This is a genomic window from Bifidobacterium bombi DSM 19703, from assembly GCF_000737845.1.
GTDB classification, from domain to species: Bacteria; Actinomycetota; Actinomycetes; order Actinomycetales; family Bifidobacteriaceae; genus Bifidobacterium; species Bifidobacterium bombi.
In genome coordinates this window covers 1,320,863-1,337,360 of record NZ_ATLK01000001.1, presented here as the reverse complement: position 1 = coordinate 1,337,360, position 16,498 = coordinate 1,320,863, and the positions used below count along the sequence as shown (strand labels likewise).

General features: G+C 55.0%; 14 protein-coding genes and 1 tRNA gene. 11 read left to right on the top strand and 4 right to left on the bottom strand.

The annotated features are described in order from the left end of the window. Positions 1 to 382: 382 nt before the first annotated feature. On the bottom strand, positions 383 to 1,570 hold the full coding sequence (locus tag BBOMB_RS05230; protein ID WP_044087990.1) for an MFS transporter: 1,188 nt from the start codon (positions 1,568 to 1,570) through the stop codon (positions 383 to 385). 756 nt (positions 1,571 to 2,326) lie between these two features. Then, positions 2,327 to 2,403, bottom strand: a tRNA-Pro gene (locus BBOMB_RS05225). 595 nt (positions 2,404 to 2,998) lie between these two features. Between BBOMB_RS05225 and lysS the strand changes: the two genes are divergently transcribed. From lysS to BBOMB_RS05210, 3 genes are all read left to right on the top strand, one after another. Beyond that, positions 2,999 to 4,597 carry a lysine--tRNA ligase gene (lysS, locus tag BBOMB_RS05220; protein ID WP_238549925.1) on the top strand — a complete coding sequence of 533 codons (1,599 nt, stop codon included), beginning with the start codon at positions 2,999 to 3,001 and terminating at the stop codon, positions 4,595 to 4,597. Positions 4,598 to 4,889: 292 nt separating this feature from the next. Then, a complete protein-coding gene (gene menA / locus BBOMB_RS05215; RefSeq protein WP_044087995.1) occupies positions 4,890 to 5,936 on the top strand; it encodes a 1,4-dihydroxy-2-naphthoate octaprenyltransferase in 1,047 nt (348 codons plus the stop codon). Positions 5,937 to 6,185: 249 nt separating this feature from the next. After that, positions 6,186 to 6,932, top strand: a complete 747-nt coding sequence (locus tag BBOMB_RS05210; protein WP_044087988.1) for a phosphoglyceromutase — start codon at positions 6,186 to 6,188, stop codon at positions 6,930 to 6,932. A gap of 140 nt (positions 6,933 to 7,072) precedes the next feature. Here BBOMB_RS05210 and BBOMB_RS05205 read toward each other — a convergent pair whose 3' ends face one another. Then, the gene (locus BBOMB_RS05205; RefSeq protein ID WP_044087994.1) at positions 7,073 to 7,327 is read right to left on the bottom strand and encodes a hypothetical protein; all 255 of its coding nucleotides are present in this window, start codon (positions 7,325 to 7,327) and stop codon (positions 7,073 to 7,075) included. Positions 7,328 to 7,642: 315 nt separating this feature from the next. Here BBOMB_RS05205 and BBOMB_RS05200 point away from each other — a divergent pair, with 315 nt between their 5' ends. The 6 genes from BBOMB_RS05200 to BBOMB_RS05180 all read left to right on the top strand — a co-directional run bounded on the left by BBOMB_RS05200 (position 7,643) and on the right by BBOMB_RS05180 (position 13,325). Beyond that, complete coding sequence (locus BBOMB_RS05200) at positions 7,643 to 8,794, top strand: type I phosphomannose isomerase catalytic subunit (RefSeq protein WP_238549897.1); 1,152 nt, start codon at positions 7,643 to 7,645, stop codon at positions 8,792 to 8,794. A 49-nt stretch (positions 8,795 to 8,843) separates the two neighbouring features. Further along, positions 8,844 to 9,326, top strand: coding sequence for a hypothetical protein (locus BBOMB_RS07660; protein ID WP_052377503.1), 483 nt, complete (start codon positions 8,844 to 8,846; stop codon positions 9,324 to 9,326). 302 nt (positions 9,327 to 9,628) lie between these two features. Next, entirely contained in the window at positions 9,629 to 10,696 is a 1,068-nt protein-coding gene (locus BBOMB_RS05195; protein WP_044087987.1) for a CHAP domain-containing protein, read from the top strand. A gap of 52 nt (positions 10,697 to 10,748) precedes the next feature. Beyond that, entirely contained in the window at positions 10,749 to 11,480 is a 732-nt protein-coding gene (locus tag BBOMB_RS05190) for a C40 family peptidase (protein WP_044087986.1), read from the top strand. A 444-nt stretch (positions 11,481 to 11,924) separates the two neighbouring features. Beyond that, positions 11,925 to 12,932 carry a universal stress protein gene (locus tag BBOMB_RS05185; protein ID WP_044087985.1) on the top strand — a complete coding sequence of 336 codons (1,008 nt, stop codon included), beginning with the start codon at positions 11,925 to 11,927 and terminating at the stop codon, positions 12,930 to 12,932. A gap of 30 nt (positions 12,933 to 12,962) precedes the next feature. Continuing rightward, on the top strand, positions 12,963 to 13,325 hold the full coding sequence (locus BBOMB_RS05180) for a hypothetical protein (protein ID WP_044087984.1): 363 nt from the start codon (positions 12,963 to 12,965) through the stop codon (positions 13,323 to 13,325). 359 nt (positions 13,326 to 13,684) lie between these two features. On the opposite strand, the gene BBOMB_RS07655 is transcribed toward BBOMB_RS05180, so the two are convergent. Then, a complete protein-coding gene (locus tag BBOMB_RS07655) occupies positions 13,685 to 14,356 on the bottom strand; it encodes a DUF1310 family protein (RefSeq protein ID WP_052377502.1) in 672 nt (223 codons plus the stop codon). Positions 14,357 to 14,985: 629 nt separating this feature from the next. Between BBOMB_RS07655 and BBOMB_RS05170 the strand changes: the two genes are divergently transcribed. Together BBOMB_RS05170 and BBOMB_RS05165 are read left to right on the top strand one after the other, a co-directional pair. Further along, positions 14,986 to 15,639, top strand: coding sequence for a hypothetical protein (locus BBOMB_RS05170; RefSeq protein ID WP_044087978.1), 654 nt, complete (start codon positions 14,986 to 14,988; stop codon positions 15,637 to 15,639). A 35-nt stretch (positions 15,640 to 15,674) separates the two neighbouring features. After that, a complete protein-coding gene (locus BBOMB_RS05165; protein ID WP_044087977.1) occupies positions 15,675 to 16,418 on the top strand; it encodes a hypothetical protein in 744 nt (247 codons plus the stop codon). Positions 16,419 to 16,498: the final 80 nt, after the last annotated feature.

The following is a 16,498-nucleotide window of genomic DNA, read 5'->3' as shown; positions in this document are numbered from 1 at the left end:
TATGGTGCCGTTGCCGTGTGTTTATTGTTGTGTATTGTGCTGGTTTCGTTGTATGTCCATTGTGGCGTTGGTGCTGTTCTTACTGTAGTGCCGTGTCTGCTGGTGCCGGGTACATCGTGCGGCGGAGTTCATGCCGATATTCCGACAGGTGTTCTGCGCTGCTCGCTGTTGGTGTGCGTCGTGTGCGTGCGTTGCGTGTATCCACCGTGCGAATTCGCGCTGGTGTTGTGATGAGGTTGGCATCGTTGTGTCGTTGCTGTTCCGTGTACATTCACGTTGGTTTCGACAGGTCCGTTGCGGGTTCTGAGGTGGGTTATCGCATTTGGTTCGCGGGTATGGCCGATGCCAGCGTATGGTTTTCGTTCGTCGGTCAAAGGCGTCTTTAGACTCCAACGGGGGTAAGTCGGTCGATGGCATCAGTCCGCGTTTCGAAACGCAGGGAATAGACGATGAGGAGGATCACGGACGCAACGGCCACGGGCAGGCCGCCGAGTGCCGGTGAATGGTAATCCATGTGTGACGACGAAAGCATGAAGGCTCCTAGGGAGGATCCTGCCGCATTGCCTAGATTGAAGGCGATTTGCACGCAGGCGCCGCCAATGAGCTCCCCTCCGCCTACTCCGGCCTGCGACATGAGCAGTTGTTGAGGTGAGGAAACGAAGAACATGGCGAATGCAATGATGAAAGTGCATGCCGCTGTGCCTGGCTTGCCTTGGGCGGCGAATGCTACCGTGGCGAGACCGACGACGGAGATGATCTGGCCCAGACCGGCGGTCCCGGCCGTGCGCCAATGGTCTCCCATACGTCCTCCTAGCAGGCCGCCTATCACCATGCCGAAGCCGGCGAGCATCATCAGCAGCGGTACGGCGCTCGCACGGAAACCGCCTACCGTGGTGAGCCACGGTGAAATATAGCTCCACCAACTGAAGATTCCCGTATTGCCCAAAAACGTGGCTGCAAGAATGAGCCAGGGTCCGGGTTCGGATAGGAAACGGAATTGTCCGGCGATGCCTGCATCGGCTACCGGAGCGACGAAAGGAACCCAATGCAGCACGAAGGCCACAGTAATGAGGGCCATCAGGGCCAAAAAGAGAAAAGCGATACGCCAACTTACGTGGTCTGCAATCAGCGTTCCCGCCGGTACGCCGAGCATGTTCGCCACGGTCTGCCCGGTGACTGCCTGCGAAACGGCCTGGGCCTCCTTGCCTTTTTCCGCGACCTTCTGGGCGATGAGTGCGGAGGTGCCGAAGAACGCACCATGCGGTAATCCGGCAATGAGCCGGCCGATGAGCAGCATGGGTGCCGATGGGGCAAGAGCGCTGAAGAGGTTGCCGACAGCTGCGATGACCATGAACAGCATGATCAGCCGTTTGGGGGATGTTTTACGGCCGAATACCAGAATCAGCGTGCCAATGCACACACCGATGGCGTAGGCGGAGACGAAATTTCCGGCCGTCGGTATGCTTACGCCCATGTCGTGGGCCGCATGCGGAAGAATGCCCATCATCACGAATTCGGCTGCGCCATATACGAATGCCCCGGATGCCAGTGCCAGAATGCTTTTCTTCATTGTCCGCCCATTCTCGTGCCGTTGTCTTCATGTTTTCATGCTGCTTCATCTGATTTTATGCGCCTGTGTTGTCCATACGTTTCCATGCCGTGTGCCTTTATCGCTCCGTATGGTTCTACCGCCTATGACTAGGGCTTTCATGCGTATCGCCCTTATAGTCCTTATCATGGCTTATATGCATCCGCATCATGGCTTATATGCATCCGCGCACGCCTGGTGTTGTCTGGTCTTCTACGGTCCCGGAGACCTTGCGGTCCTTGCAAACCTACGGCCTCCGTGTTCTTGTGGTTCTTGTGTTCCTGTGCTCTTGTGGTCTTTGCGGCATTGCGGTTCTACGGCCGCTGTGTTTCTAAAATTCTTGTGGCCCTTTTTGCTCTTGATAGTTCCTATGGTCTTTTCAGTCTTGATGTGGTGCGCATGCCTTGCGCCTTTCGCGTCCATGATCTTATGCTTTCATGCGTCGTATTGCCGAAATAGCCTGCTGTCATGGCCTATATGCCTGCCTTATTGCCTTGATTTCTTTTGATCTGCTTAATGGGTCTTGTGTATGAACCTTACCGCCTTCACGGTTCGTATGTGTTCGTATTGCTCGGTGGCCCTGTGCCTTGTAGTTCTGTAGCTCTGCAACCTGTAGTTCCGTAGTCCTGCGGCCCATGCCTCCTTCGTCTTCACGCTACAGTGCATGAAAAGCAGACTGTATACCAGCCACCAAGTATATAAATGGGACGGAATTGCCACAGAATGCAACGAAAATGTTGGTCGGGCTGGCGAGATTTGAACTCGCGGCCTCTTCGTCCCGAACGAAGCGCGCTACCAAGCTGCGCTACAGCCCGATTAACAACGTAAGTGATTATACGCCTCACCCTGGGCTTCGTTCTTTGAGCGTGTCGGTTTGGTTGGGGTTGGTGGTTTCAGCGGTCAGTTGGGGTTGGTGGTTTCAGTGGTCGGTTGGGGTTGGTGGTTTTGGTTGTCGATTTGGAGGTTTGGCGGGTTTAGCCGCCGACTTCTTCTATGACTGGCTTTCTGCGTCTATTTCCGTTTGTGAACCGGTTCCATTCATGACGGGTTTGTGCGCAGACCTACGTCACGCTCTTTTCACTGTATGCTGGTGTGCGCCCGTTCCTTTCCAAGGTGATGATACGTTGCCTGCGTATTTCGCATCCCGTGCAGATAACGGCGTTGGTGAGGTCTCCGGAGGGGACGCAGCCCACCATTCCATGAAGGTGGTCTTTTGTGCCAGTTTTCATCATATATTGTTGTGATTGTGGCATGGTGGATTAAGCCGTGTCTCTTTATGCCGTTTTCCGTCACTTTTTGTTACGTAAAGGCGAAGTGTATCGGCTTCTCAGTAAACTTTGTGGCATGAGTGAAGTGAATGATATCAAGGAAAACACTGGTGAACCGGAAACAAGCGCCACGGCTCCTCATATGACCACCGTGGAGCGTGCCGAGCTGCTCTTGCGTCAGGACGAAGCCATTGCCGGCAAGGTGGCGGGCGGTGCCTCGTTGGATGAGGCCATCGATCCAACGAATGCCGAGTTCGGCCCCGAGGCGCATCCTGAACAGGTGCAGATGCGCGTAGCCAAACGTGCGTTGATGCTGAAGAACGGCGAGCAGCCGTATCCGGTGCATCTTGACGTGACGGATACCATCGAGGCGGTGCGTGCTCGGTATAACGGCAAGCTCGAAGCCGGTGAGGAGACCCAGGATGTCGTGGGCATCGCCGGCCGTGTCCTTTTCCTGCGCAATGGAGGCGGACTATGCTTCGTCCAGCTCTCCGCCGGTGACGGCACCAAAATACAAGGCATGATCTCGAAGAAGGAGGTTGGTGCCGATAGTCTCAAGGAGTTCAAGCAGATGGTCGATTTGGGCGATCATCTTTTCCTCAAGGGCCGCGTCATCGCCAGTAAGACCGGTGAGCTTTCGGTGTTCGCCTCGCAATGGCGGATCGCTTCTAAGGCGTTGCAGCCGTTGCCTGCACTGCACAAGGAACTCACGGATGACACCCGCATCCGCAAGCCATACATCGGCATGATCGCTGATGAAAAGGTTCGCAACATGGTGCGCCGTCGTTCCCATGTGGTGACTTCGTTGCGCAACACCTTCGCGAAGCGTGACTTCCTGGAGGTTGAGACACCCATGCTCCAGACGGTTCACGGCGGCGCCGCCGCACGGCCGTTCACCACTCATATGAATGCTTTCGACATCGACTTGTACCTGCGCATCGCTCCGGAGTTGTTCCTCAAACGCTGCCTGGTGGGTGGCATCGAGCGTGTCTTCGAGATCAACCGCGACTTCCGCAATGAGGGCGTGGACGGCACCCATGCCCCCGAATTCACCATGCTGGAGGCGTATCAGGCGTATGGCAATTACGACACCATCGCGGACCTGACGAAAAACCTCATTCAGAACGCGGCAATCGATGCTTTCGGCTCCACCAAGGTGACTTTGCAGGACGGCAGCGACTATGACTTCGGCGGTGAATGGAAGCAGATTACCATGTATGGGTCGCTTTCGCAGTCACTTGGCGAGGAGATCACTCCGGAAACGTCGGTGGAGCACCTTGGAACCATCGCCGACAAGCTCGGTGTGGAGCGTGACGAGGTCGAAAACCACGGCAAGCTCGTCGAGCATCTTTGGGAGCATTTCTATGAGGATGATTTGTATGAACCGACCTTCGTGCGTGATTTCCCGGTGGAGACAAGCCCGTTGGTGAAGGCCCATCGTTCCAAGCCGGGTATGGTGGAGAAGTGGGATTTGTATGTACGTGGCTTTGAGCTGGCTACCGGCTATTCAGAGCTCAATGATCCGGTGGTGCAGCGGGAACGTTTCGTGGCGCAGGCCAAGGATGCGCTCGCAGGAGATGTCGAGGCCATGGATATCGACGAGGACTTCCTCGAGGCGTTGGGCGTGGGTATGCCTCCGGCAGGTGGCATGGGTATGGGCATCGACCGTTTGCTCATCGCCCTCACCGGCGCGACCATCCGCGACACCATCACCTTCCCGTTGGTCAAACCGTTGAATTGAGCGTGTGGCGATGGAGCACCTGGGTTTCAGCCCATTTTAGAGTTTGATGCGGGGCTTTGGCGTGGCTTGCGCAAAATGGTCTATGGTGGCCCTTTTACGGCACGGTCTAGGCAGGGCCGTTAGGTACGGTCCGCGAAACCGCCTACGGTGCGGGTCTGCAAAACCGCCTACGGCACCGCACGCGGCATCAGCTACGGCAGGGTTTGCAGAAGGGTGCTTGCGTCATAGCCTTTGCGCAAAGCGTTGTCCACTTTTTCATGTCGCCATTGTTTGAAATAAGGAAGTGATCGCTTTGAAAAACAAAGCTTTATGGATTTCCGGTCTGCGCCCCAAAACGTTGCCCGCTTCGATAGCACCGGTTGTGGTCGGCGTCGCTGCGGGGTTGCGCACTTTGAAGGCGTCCCAGATGTGTGCGTCAGGTGCAGGGTCGTTGCCGCAATGCTTCGCCACGTATGCCGGTGCGGTCGAACGCCCGCTTACTGGTACCGGCGTCGCCTTGTTCGTCGTCCTTGCGCTGTTGTGCGTCGTGGTAGCGCTGTTTCTTCAGATTTCGGTGAATTTCGCAAATGACTATTCGGATGGTGTGCGCGGCACCGACGCAGGTCGTGGTGATTGCGAGACGAAAACCGCCAAGCCGCAGCGCATTACCGCCTCGGGCCTTGTTCCTCCAAACCATGTGTTGGCCGTTGCGGGCATCAATGCTGCGGTCGCGTGTGTGGCTGGTCTGGCGATTGTCCTCATCACCGGCCACTGGTGGTTGCTGATCCTCGGTGTCCTGTGTCTGCTGGCGGGGTGGTTCTATACAGGCGGTAGGCATCCGTACGGGTACGCCGGATTCGGTGAGGTGGGTGTGTTCCTCTTCTTCGGCTTGGCTGCCGTTCTGGGGACCCAGTACGTCCTAGCGGGTCACGTGGACGTGCATGGCATCATCGGTGCCGTGCTTTGCGGCCTGTTTTCGTGCGCCATCTTGATGGTCAACAATCTTCGTGACGTCGAAGAAGACAGGGTGAGTGGCAAACGCACACTCGGCGTGTGTTTGGGCAGGTCGCGTGCGCGATCCGTGCTTTTTGTGACTTACTTGGTTCCGCTTGTTCTGACGGTCGTCATCGCGTTCCTGCCTCTTACAATGGTGTTCCTTGAATCCGGCGGGGCTCGTTTCATCGGTATCGTTCTGACGGTGATTGCGCTCTTGTTCGCGGCATTATGCGTCAAAGTGGCGTTGGCGATGGTCGTTGCGGTAAGGTCGGGGAACTTTCCCAAGGCGTTGCCCATGTGCAGCATGACGGTACTGCTTTTCTCCGTGGTGTTCGTCATTGCGGAGGTGTCTGTGCTGTTGTGAATCAGCACGTGCCGTTGTGAAACCAGGCATATATGGCCGCTGTTGCGTGTGCCGTGCGATGGTGTGTCAAGATATATCGTGTGCCGTTGTGCCGTCGAATCATACGCCGTCGTGCCTTTTGGAGCGGGTTGCGTTCCTGCCGTGCCCAAGTTGCTGGCATCAGCGGCACTGCAAGGTTTTAGATCAGTTCCAAGAGAGCGTTCACATGGTATTCACCATCCGTCCGCTTCAGCGTCTAGAATTGCAGATATGACATATAGATTGGTATTGCTCCGGCATGGCCAGAGCGCATGGAATAAAACAAACCAGTTCACTGGTTGGGTAGATGTGCCACTCACCGAGCAGGGTGTAGCGGAAGCGAAGCATGGCGGCGAACTTCTCAAAGAGAAGAACGTATTGCCTGACATCGTCTTCACGTCTCTACTGCGCCGTGCCATCAACACTGCGAATTACGCCCTTGATGCCGCTGATCGCCTTTGGATTCCGGTGAAGCGTAGCTGGCGGCTCAACGAGCGTCATTATGGTGCTCTCCAAGGCAAGGATAAATCGCAGATCCGCGAAGAATATGGTGATGAGCAGTTCATGGTGTGGCGCCGTTCCTACGGCACTCCGCCTCCGGACATCAACCCGGATAGCGAATTTGCCCAGAACCATGACCCGCGTTATGCAGGCGAGCCGGTTCCTGAGGCTGAGGCTTTGGCCAATGTGGTGACTCGTGTGACTCCGTATTGGGAATCTGAGATCGTTCCTGAGCTCAAGAGCGGCAAGACCGTCCTTATCGCCGCGCACGGCAATTCCCTTCGTGCCATCGTGAAGATGCTCGACGGGCTCAGCGAAGAAGAGATAGCCAAGGTCAACATCCCGACAGGTATCCCGCTGGTCTATGATTTGGATGAGAATATGAAGCCGGTCAAGCCTCGCGGCGAATACCTTGATCCTGAAGCGGCGGCCGCTGGTGCCGCTGCCGTTGCAGCCCAAGGCCAAGCCAAGAAGTGAACGGCAGGCGAACGGCGCGTCTAGGTGCCGTTCGCCTGGATTGTCGACTCAGTGAGCCCTCTCGACGTGCCGTCGAAGAGGGCTCACTGTTCAAGGCATTCATGCAGGGATTCGCTGGTGCAAAAACGCCTCTTTGTTCTCTACATACCTAAACGCCGGTAATCCCTGCGATCAAAGGCCTCCCATATCAGCAGGCAGATGCCTATCGCGACTCCGCCCGTGCAGATGATGACGGCCTCGGTGACGTGGAACCCCGTTGCGAGAAGAATCAGTGAAATGACAAGCGCCACCAACCAATCGCACGATATTACCAGGAATACTTTGCGTAAATCCACTTGCACCGGTTTTGGAGCGGGTCTACAGGCTTCTGGATTGATGATTGGAGCTAACTTCATGTTGCTCACTATAGTGTCAAGCATCCCCTGGGCCGGAAGTACATTACGACGCGACGTTTTCGTTCGTGTGCGCGAGGTTGGATTGGTTCGATTGGGTGCGGTCCTGGCTCTCCGTTTCGGCGCCCTTGCACTGTTGTGTATGGTGACGTTCATCGTTCGGCCCTGTGTGGCGTAAGCTTATTGAGGTGATACGGCTGATACGGCGCATACCGTGTTCAGCGACTTGGAAGGTCCAAGGCGACGTATGTTTGAATACGCACGGCGTCGTTTTGTGTCCTGCGGCAAGAAAGGCGAGCTGTGTATCCGATCCGACCGGTGGCGAAAGATTACGCCTGGGGCTCGTACGGCAGCCTGCAGCGTATGTTCGCCTCGGATCCGTCGGTCGTCGAGGCCGGGCCGGATAGGGGGAAGCCCCTTGCCGAGATGTGGTTCAGCGCCCATGCAGGTTCCCCTTCCATTGTCGCGACACCTGATTTGATGACCCTTCCCGATCTCATCGCGAGCAATCCGCAGGAGATGCTCGGCTATCGATGTTCCGCGAAGTTCGGTCCTGTGCTGCCGTATCTGCTTAAGATCATCTCCGCACGAATACCGCTTTCACTCCAGGTTCACCCGGTCGATTTCGAAGCGCGTACCGGTTATAACGCGGAGAACCTTGCAGGAGTTCCTTTCGGCGACCCGGAGCGTTCATTCAGCGATCCCGTCGCGAAAAGCGAGATGGTCGTTGCTTTGGAGCCGTTTGAGGCATCCATTGGCTTCGCTCCTTTGGTGACGATGATATCCAATCTGGCTGAGGTTGATCATCCCGTGGCTCAAAGGATGTTGCGGGCTCTGACTCGTGGACGTTCCGGTTTCCCGACTTCCGGGTTCCTCGGCGTTGGAGACCATGATGTGGGAAATTCCGCGGAAAGTGGTGAAGAAAGCTTTGCTCGGGAGGGCCAAGATATAGCCGTCCGATCTGCTGATGTGGCTTATGATGATGGGCGAGCTTCCGACAGTGGTTCCCAGAGCGACGATGGGGATTTCATGATGCCTCCAGGGGCCAAGTTCGCTTCGCCTTCAAGACGGCGGATTTTTCGCGCTTTCCGTGCATGTGTCTGTGCATCTGGCGATGAGGGGAAGGGGCTTGCCGATGCGTTGCGTTTCGCCGCCGGGAGGGCTGGCGGTGAAACGTCCGCGCTCTCGTTTGCCTATGCGCTGAAGGCTTGTGAGACGTTCCATGAGGATCCGAGTTCGTTGGCCTTGCTGATGATGAATCCAGTGGCGTTGACTGAGGGGGACGCCGTGTTCATCCCCGCCGGCACGCCGCACGCTTACATTCATGGGACGGCGGCAGAGATTATGACGAATTCCGACAATGTCCTGCGGGCGGGGCTTACGACGAAGCATAAGAACATAGCTGGTTTCCTTCGGACTGTGAACTGTCGTCCGGCCGCCCCCATACGACCCAAGCGTCAATCTGCCTGAGGCGCTTGCCGGCAACCACGTCGTGTATCGACCGCGAATAGACGAATTCATGTTGACCTATGGGCAGGTCGGCCATCAGGGGGGGCAGTGGCCGCTCATCTCCCATCTAAGGCATCGCTACGGCCGATTGGTGGCGGGGGCTCGCCGTCTTCAAAGGCATTTCGGACCGCGCATCGTGGTGTGTACACAAGGTGCGGTGCAGTGCGTCACCGCTTCGCAACGATGCGTGATTGGCCGGGGTGAGGCCGTGTTCGTTCCCGCTTGCGATGGATGGTTGGAAATTCGCAGTGCTGCTGACGAGGTGAGACAGGAGGGGGTGCTTCTTGTCGATGGTTGGCGTGATCGTATGGGCAGTGAAGGGCCTTCGTTAAGGTCTTTTGATGGTCATGCTGATGCGGTCGGCGTCAGCGGTGGGCATGTGGTTGCCAGCTCCAGGGCGATGCCCGGCCTCGGCTCTGCCAGTGATGCTCGGCGAGGCGTTTCTACTCCACCCGCCGAGGGTTCTTACGTGTGCGCTGCCACGCAAATCTGATCTTTTGGTCCGTTACGGGATTCGCGTAATCCCTGAGTTCGCGCAGAGATTATAAGCAGTTTTTCAGCTTTCAATAAGCTTTTGCAAAGACACGCCGCTAAGGCACTCCTTACTCACTGAATATGCGACATTTTGAGATGAACTGTGCATTTGAACTGGAAAAGCGAGGGTGGAATTGGTATGCTTGAAGGCGCAGTAACAAGTTTGTGGGTCATATGCATGGCGGGTTTTCACAAAGCTGTGCTTATACCGACTATGAGATGGTCTGAACGAGTTGGCAAAAAATTTCTAAGGAGTATTGCATGAAGCACGCAGCGCATAAAGCACTGAGGGGCGGCAGCAGCGCAGGTTCGGTTTCTGCGGTGCCGCCGACTGCCTCCGGGCGTTCGCGCTCAGGCTCTCATGCTAGGCATAAGGCTAATTTCGGTGTCTCTTGGATGAGGGCGTTTACAGACCATACCATCGAGCAAACGCCATCTGCTGGTGCCTCTCATGTTTTTGGAGGACGTGGTGGATCTTTTCAGGCGGCGGCTGGTAATGGCACCGTGGTGAACTTGGATGAAGCGGTTCTGTGTGATTTGAACAAAACGACGCCTCTGACGCGAAAGGCCTGGAGGGAGGCACAGAAGGCGCGGAACCACAAGTCTCAGCTGCTGGCTTCCGTTTCCTTGGCGACTTTGGTGGGTCTTACCGCAGTGTCGGGATCACTTTCCTCAGGTCGGGCAACGGGTCTTGATGCGCGTTCCGATGTCGATGCCACGATTACACGCACGCTTTCGCCGGTCTCCTCTTCGGCCGCTTCACGCTCGTCCGACAGGGATTCCATTCCGGACACCACCGTCGCGGACAACAAAGCTCAGACTTACAGTCACGGTACGTGGCGTCTTGGCCATGACGATGACCTTGATGTCTCGCAGATGGTGAAGCCCATCGCCAACAATCCTCGGGTCGCCTCTTTTATGGATGATGACTACTCCCATCTTCCGGTAGGTTTCAATCCGAACCATGACTCCGGTGACACGGGCAATGCCTATTCGTTCAGTGAATGCACTTGGTGGGCTTATACACGCCGGCAGCAACTTGGACTTCCGGTGGGTTCGCACATGGGTGATGGGCGTATGTGGGCCGATTCTGCACGTTCCTTGGGGTATTGGGTGGATAATTCCGCCAGACATGTGGGTGATGTCCTGGTCTTTGCATCCGGTCAGTATGCGAGCGATCCGATTTACGGGCATGTGGCCGTTGTGGAGAAGATCAATGCTGATGGTTCGGTCGAGACGTCGGAGTCGGGAGCCGCTTGGCACGGCAAGACGTTCTCCCGTACGTTCAGCGCCCAACAGGTCGCTCAGCTCCAAGTGATTCACTACTGATTCGTGAATCTGTAAACTTTGTATGTTTGCGCTTTGTGATAGGATTCTTATCATGACGAAATCTTCGAAGATCGTTTCCGCTTTGGCTGCGGTTGCCCTTATAGGCTCCACCGCTACTATGTTGCCGGCTGTGGCTTTTGCTGCCACTGACGCGCCTTCGGTTACCTCATCTCGTTCCTTTCACAAGATGAATGTGGTTCGTAAGGATCTGTTGCGTGAGTCCACGGCTTCCGAAGTTGATGCGAAGGCGAATTGGGGTGGGGTGGAATCCTTGAATGTTCCCCAGACCCAGTCACAGGCGGAAAAGGATGCCGCCGCCAGGAAAGCGGCGGAAGATGCCGCTGCAGCCGCCGCCGCAAGTCGATCGGAATCGCGTGATTCCTTGATGACCGCCACAACGTTTACGGTCACTCCTCCGGATGGTAAGACATCCGCTGACTTGGTCAACTTTGCTCAGCAGTTTGCAGGCAGGGTTCCTTATGTTCATGGTGGCAACACCCCAGCTGGTTGGGATTGCTCCGGGTTCGTGCAGTACGTGTTCTCCCAGTTCGGCATAGCCTTACCACGGACCTCCGGTGCGCAGGCAAATGCCGGTCGCCGGGTTCCTAGCTTGGCCGAGGCAATGCCCGGCGATATCATTGCGAACGAAACACATGCTGCTATCTACTTGGGGAACGGAATGATTATTCATGCTGCGAATCCTAGGCAAGGCACTCTGATAAGTCCCATAAACAGTGTAGACGTATTACAAGGCGGTAGGTATAGCATCTCGCGTGTATTGTAAATCGCATTTTGCCATGCGCCATTCGCTTGTTGGCCGCTGATCCGCACTGTATTCATGTGATGTTGCGCTCTGCAAAAAATGATGATTTTGACTTATGGTGAGCATCATCGTATCCTTTTTCAGTGCGGTGCTGGTTGGGGTGGATGTTGGCGCTATGAACATGCCGGGTGTTTCAGTTTCGTTTTCGGGTGTCTTGATGAAAAATACTTTTTAGGGTATGTTTTGCGCTTGATTTGTCGGAATCATCCCCTTGACGGTCTATTTGCAGGTTTGCCTCGTTAAGGTGATTGCTCCCAGAAGGACCACTTGCGCTGGGGTTGTTGTGAGGTTTTGAACCCGTCGAAGGCTTTTGTTCACTTTACCGTGTTATGCGTTTTCCTCGAAATGGACTATCCTATAGTTGGTAGGTGTCGAGGGGGCACCGATGCCTAAGGAGGTATCAACATGGTAGATGATAAGGTCGTTTTGGTAGGTGTAGACGGTTCAAAGGCGAGCTATAAAGCGACTTGGTGGGCAGCGAATTACGCCAAGCACGCCGGCCTGAAGCTTCAGATTGTGTGTGCGTATTCGCTTCCAAGTTATGCGGCTGTTTCGTTTGATTCCACGTACACATCCATGGGTGACGACAATGCCGCACATGCGGACGCCCAGGAAATCCTCGCCCAGGCGAAGGCCGTGGCGCAGGAGCAGGGCGTGGATGCCCAGACGCTTATCGTCACCGGCGATCCTTCCTCGGTCTTTGTGGAGTTGTCACACAATTACAACCTGATCGTCATCGGCAACCGCGGCAAGGGGGGACTTGCGGAGCGTCTGCTCGGCACCACCAGTTCCTCGCTTCCGGCGTATGCGTATTGTCCGATTATCGTGGTGCCGTATACCGACGATGACGGCAACACCATGCACCTGAACAACACCATTTCCAAAGTGGCGGTCGGCATCGATGCCAGCCCTTGGGGGCTCAAAGCCCTCGAGATAGCGGGTAATCTCGCAGCCGATAATGACGCTCAGCTGGACATCATCGATGCGGTCCCTGGGCTGCAGGGTGTTGCGGATGAGGATGATGTCATGGACTCCTATATGGAAGATTTGGAGGAGATGCTCAAACCGTTGCGTGAGGCGCACGCAAATCTGGAGATTCATAAGACCATAGTCCCGCAGTCGGCTGTAAACGCCCTTACCAAGGCAAGCCTTGACCATGATGTCGTGGTGGTCGGGTCGCGAGGTCGTGGCGGTTTCACGGGTCTGCTTGTTGGCTCCACTAGCCAAGGACTTATTCAGCATGCCGCCGGCCCTGTTTATGTTGTGCCTCGCAAATACGTTGAGGCGGAGAAGTCACGTTCAGAAGGCGCCATCGATTCCATCGACGGCGTGCAGACGGTGGCAGTGGAGAGTGCTGACAGCGATAAAGTGGAAGCCTTGGAGGCAAGTATCGATCCGAAACATGCGGCATAAGTAATTCGGTGCCCTCAATGAGGAGGTAAAATGAGTTTCTTCAATCGCCATGACGAGGCCAGTTATGTGTATCCGACCGACCCCGTGCGGACGTATCGGGCAGTGGTGGCCGCTGTGAACTCAATGACGAAATTCAAACTTACCGGAACCAATGATCGGCAGCTTTCCTGCCTCTTCACCACCGGCTGGAGTGCGTTCACTTGGGGTGATCGCCTGACGGCCACTGTCGCCCCCAATCCGAATGGGTCAGGTTGCGTTGTGAGGATCACTGCAGATCCCCGTGCGAATGGCAGCTTGTATCAGGCCCGTCAACAGAAAAAAGAAATCAATATGTTCTTCAAAGGTCTCAGTGAGCAGCTTTCCGTTCCGGCTCCGGCTCCGGTATTCAGCTGATGTGTAGGTGTTGGGACTTGATAGGTGATGTGGCGATTTGATTGTCTCCGCGCGTGTTGATCGGTTTTGCCGGTCAGCACGCTTTCTGCGGCCTGCCTGTCGGGGTTGAGGAAGTCTTTGGGTTCGTTGGATCCGCGGTACAGGACGGTCACGTGTGTGACTTTGTCGGGTGGCGTACCGGTTTTCTCGTCCGTGAGCACGTATGCCTGCAGGCCACTGTCGGGGTTGTTGACTTTCTGGGCCACGTAACCGATCGGGGGACTGTTAGGGTTATCTCTCCACGGGGACACATTTCCCGACGTTAAAATCTTCGTATGCCCTGCGGGAGATTTCGGTGCGTTCATAATCGGTGTAGTCTCTCATTGGTCACTCCTCTCCGTTCCGTCTTCCGGTGCGACGGGCGCATGCTCCTGTGGGAATTCCTTCGGGTTGACGAGATGGTTGAGTTCCCAGGATGTTGCGGGTCCGCTGCCTTTCAGTGGTTTGCGTTCCCCTCCCATGTAGGGGCGATCGAGGTCTTCGTTGAAGTTGAGTTCGGGGTTGTCGTTGACGATGATGATCAAGGTTATAGATCCCATGGGTGTCCATTTGACGCTATCGTCGTCGATTCTGTAGGTTTTGATTTTGCCTTCCTTGGTCAGTGCCTTGGGGTCGAGCATTTTCATGTCTTTTTCGTAGATGGCGATGGCTTCGGGGCTGTGGGCTATGTATTTGGCGTCGTGCAGGCTTCGTTCGTGTTCCACGATTCTTCCTTCCATGAATAGGAGGATGATGGCCAGGGCGCATATGCCGATGGCCGTCAGGGTCTTCTGCAGGCGGGTTTTCCTTCTGGCCGGCCTGCCGTGGCCGTATGCCGGTGGTGTTGCCTGTTCTGCCGGGTAGGGGTTCGGGTACGGTCCATACGCATAGGGCGACATGGCATTGGACGCATAGGGCGCCGTGGTCTGTGGCGCATTGGTTTGAGACACGGCCGGGTACAAGTTGTAGTAGTTTTCTGATGATTTTGATATAAATCGGCTTGGCGCGGTCATAGAAACCTCCTGAATAGTGGTGGATTTATTCCGAGTGCGGTCTTTGTGCCGGTAATAGATTGCTTACGTTTCGATAAACGACGATGTTCTGAGTTCTCCATTAAACTTTCTGTTGGGTGGAATGGTTTCATCTCATTGTTCTTGGAGTCGGTGTTACGTCAGATTCGGTTTCATGACACGAAAATAATCATACCTTTAATTTCATGCCATTTTTCGTATTCACGAAAGAAAAAAAATGAACAATTGCTGCACTTTTGTCTGAAAATGCAGATAATGTGATGCCAAAGTTTAATGTGCATAAATACTGCGCTAAATCTCGCGATGGTGTATGGTAAATAAAAAAATAATAGAAATTTAATTATCACGCTGAGCTTACTCTGGTATTGAATGAAGAGAAGGTTTTCGTTTGCTGGTAGTTGGCAGGGGGAGGTGTTATTTCTAATGGAATTTATAGCAGCGGAAGGATGATTGGCGGGAACGTTCTATTCGCTCATGCAGCGATATCACTACGGTAACTCGCCATGGATTCCATATCTTGCATAAGGCAAAAGTAGTATTTCATCACTGCCTGCGGTGGCGTTTGACATGATAATAAGATGATTGCGATTCAGACTCAATGGAGGTTGGTTATGTCGAAGTCGAGCATGTCTCAATCTAATGAATCGCGTCGTCTGTTGTTCATCGGTGGGGATGCGCTGCAGCTGTTGAGACGGGCGAAGGGGCCATTGTCTGCCAAACAGCGCTGTTTGAAACGTGGTCGTATGAAGACCATGGTAGTGGTGTGTCTGTGTTTTGCTGTGATTCACAGCCTGTTGAGTATGGGTTTCACTTCGGGAGCTATTCATGATGATTCTCTGCATGCTGGGTTCTCTTTCTGTTTCCTTGTTATATCCTTCACATATGCCCTTTTGAGCTTGTACCTGCTTGGGGACTGGCCAAGGAGCTGTCTTGGCTGTGATATCGGCGGTTCGTGTTTCTTTGCCAGGGCGGCTGAGGTGGTTCCGTCAGTGGCGGCTCTGACGTTTTCCCTGTTCGAGGGCTTTCATGGCCGGCTGTCTGGTGTGATGCTCTTGGCTTTCGGTATTGCAGTGTATGTGGGCAGCTCAATGAAGAAATTTCTTGTGGCCTGTGATGATTCGGTCGTTGCAGATGATGCGGATGGTGTCCCGGCCTCTGGGATGGTTGCTCCTGCTGTTGAAGGTGTTGTTGCCGGTCCGTTCGAGCTGTCTGGTCGGCTGGTTTCTTCCGGCCTGTCGGATTCTTCGAATTCGTCTGTGTTGTGATGACGCAGTTCTTGTGTTCAATAGGGAGGTTTGTTGTGTCGTTTTGGAATCTGTTGTGGGGTTTCGATGAGGGTTCGGTGCGTGGTCTGAGGTTCCTTGATGAGGATGATGAGGGTAATGTGATGCCTGTCGAGGGTTCGAAGTGGTATGTCAGGCATTACAAGTCCTTCCGTCGGCGCACGAGGAACTTGGGCAAGGTTTGCTTCTTTGCCACGTTCATGTTCATGGCGATGGGCGGTTATTTCCTTTGGGTTGACCTTGATGCCGGGCATGGTGTTATGGATCCGGTCGTTTTTTGGGTTGGTCTTATGATGTGCGTCTCGTCGCTTGTGTTTGTTCCGATGGGTGTGCTTGTGCTTCGTCTGGCTCGTGATCCGACCGAGGTGGCGTATCGTCGTTTCTGGTGGTCGGTGAGGTTCGCCCAGTTGCTGCCCGTGGTGTTGAGCGTGACGGTGTGGTTGTGTCATGGTCGTTCCAAGAGTATTTTCCTGGTGCCGTGCATGCTGTTTTTCCTGCCTGGAATGTTTTCTGATGGCGTTAGGGGGTTCCTTGCCGTGCGGGACGATCCCAATGCCGGTTCCAATGCTGTGGCCGCTCCCGCTGTTTCGGGTGATTCCGCCGCTGTGGATGGTGGTTCGGTGGTGGGTGACGGTGTCGCTCCTGTTTCCGTGGGGGTCGGTGTTCCTGTCGTCGGGAGTGGCGTTGCGTCTGCTTCCGTCCCTGTGTCTGCTTCGGCTGGTTCGGCTGGTTCCGATTCGTCTGATGTGCTCCAACGTTGATGGTGCCGGTGGTGTCTTCTCACATGGAGAGGTGATGTGGATTGGCGAATCGAATGGTAGCGGGGCGGGTTGGCTTGGCG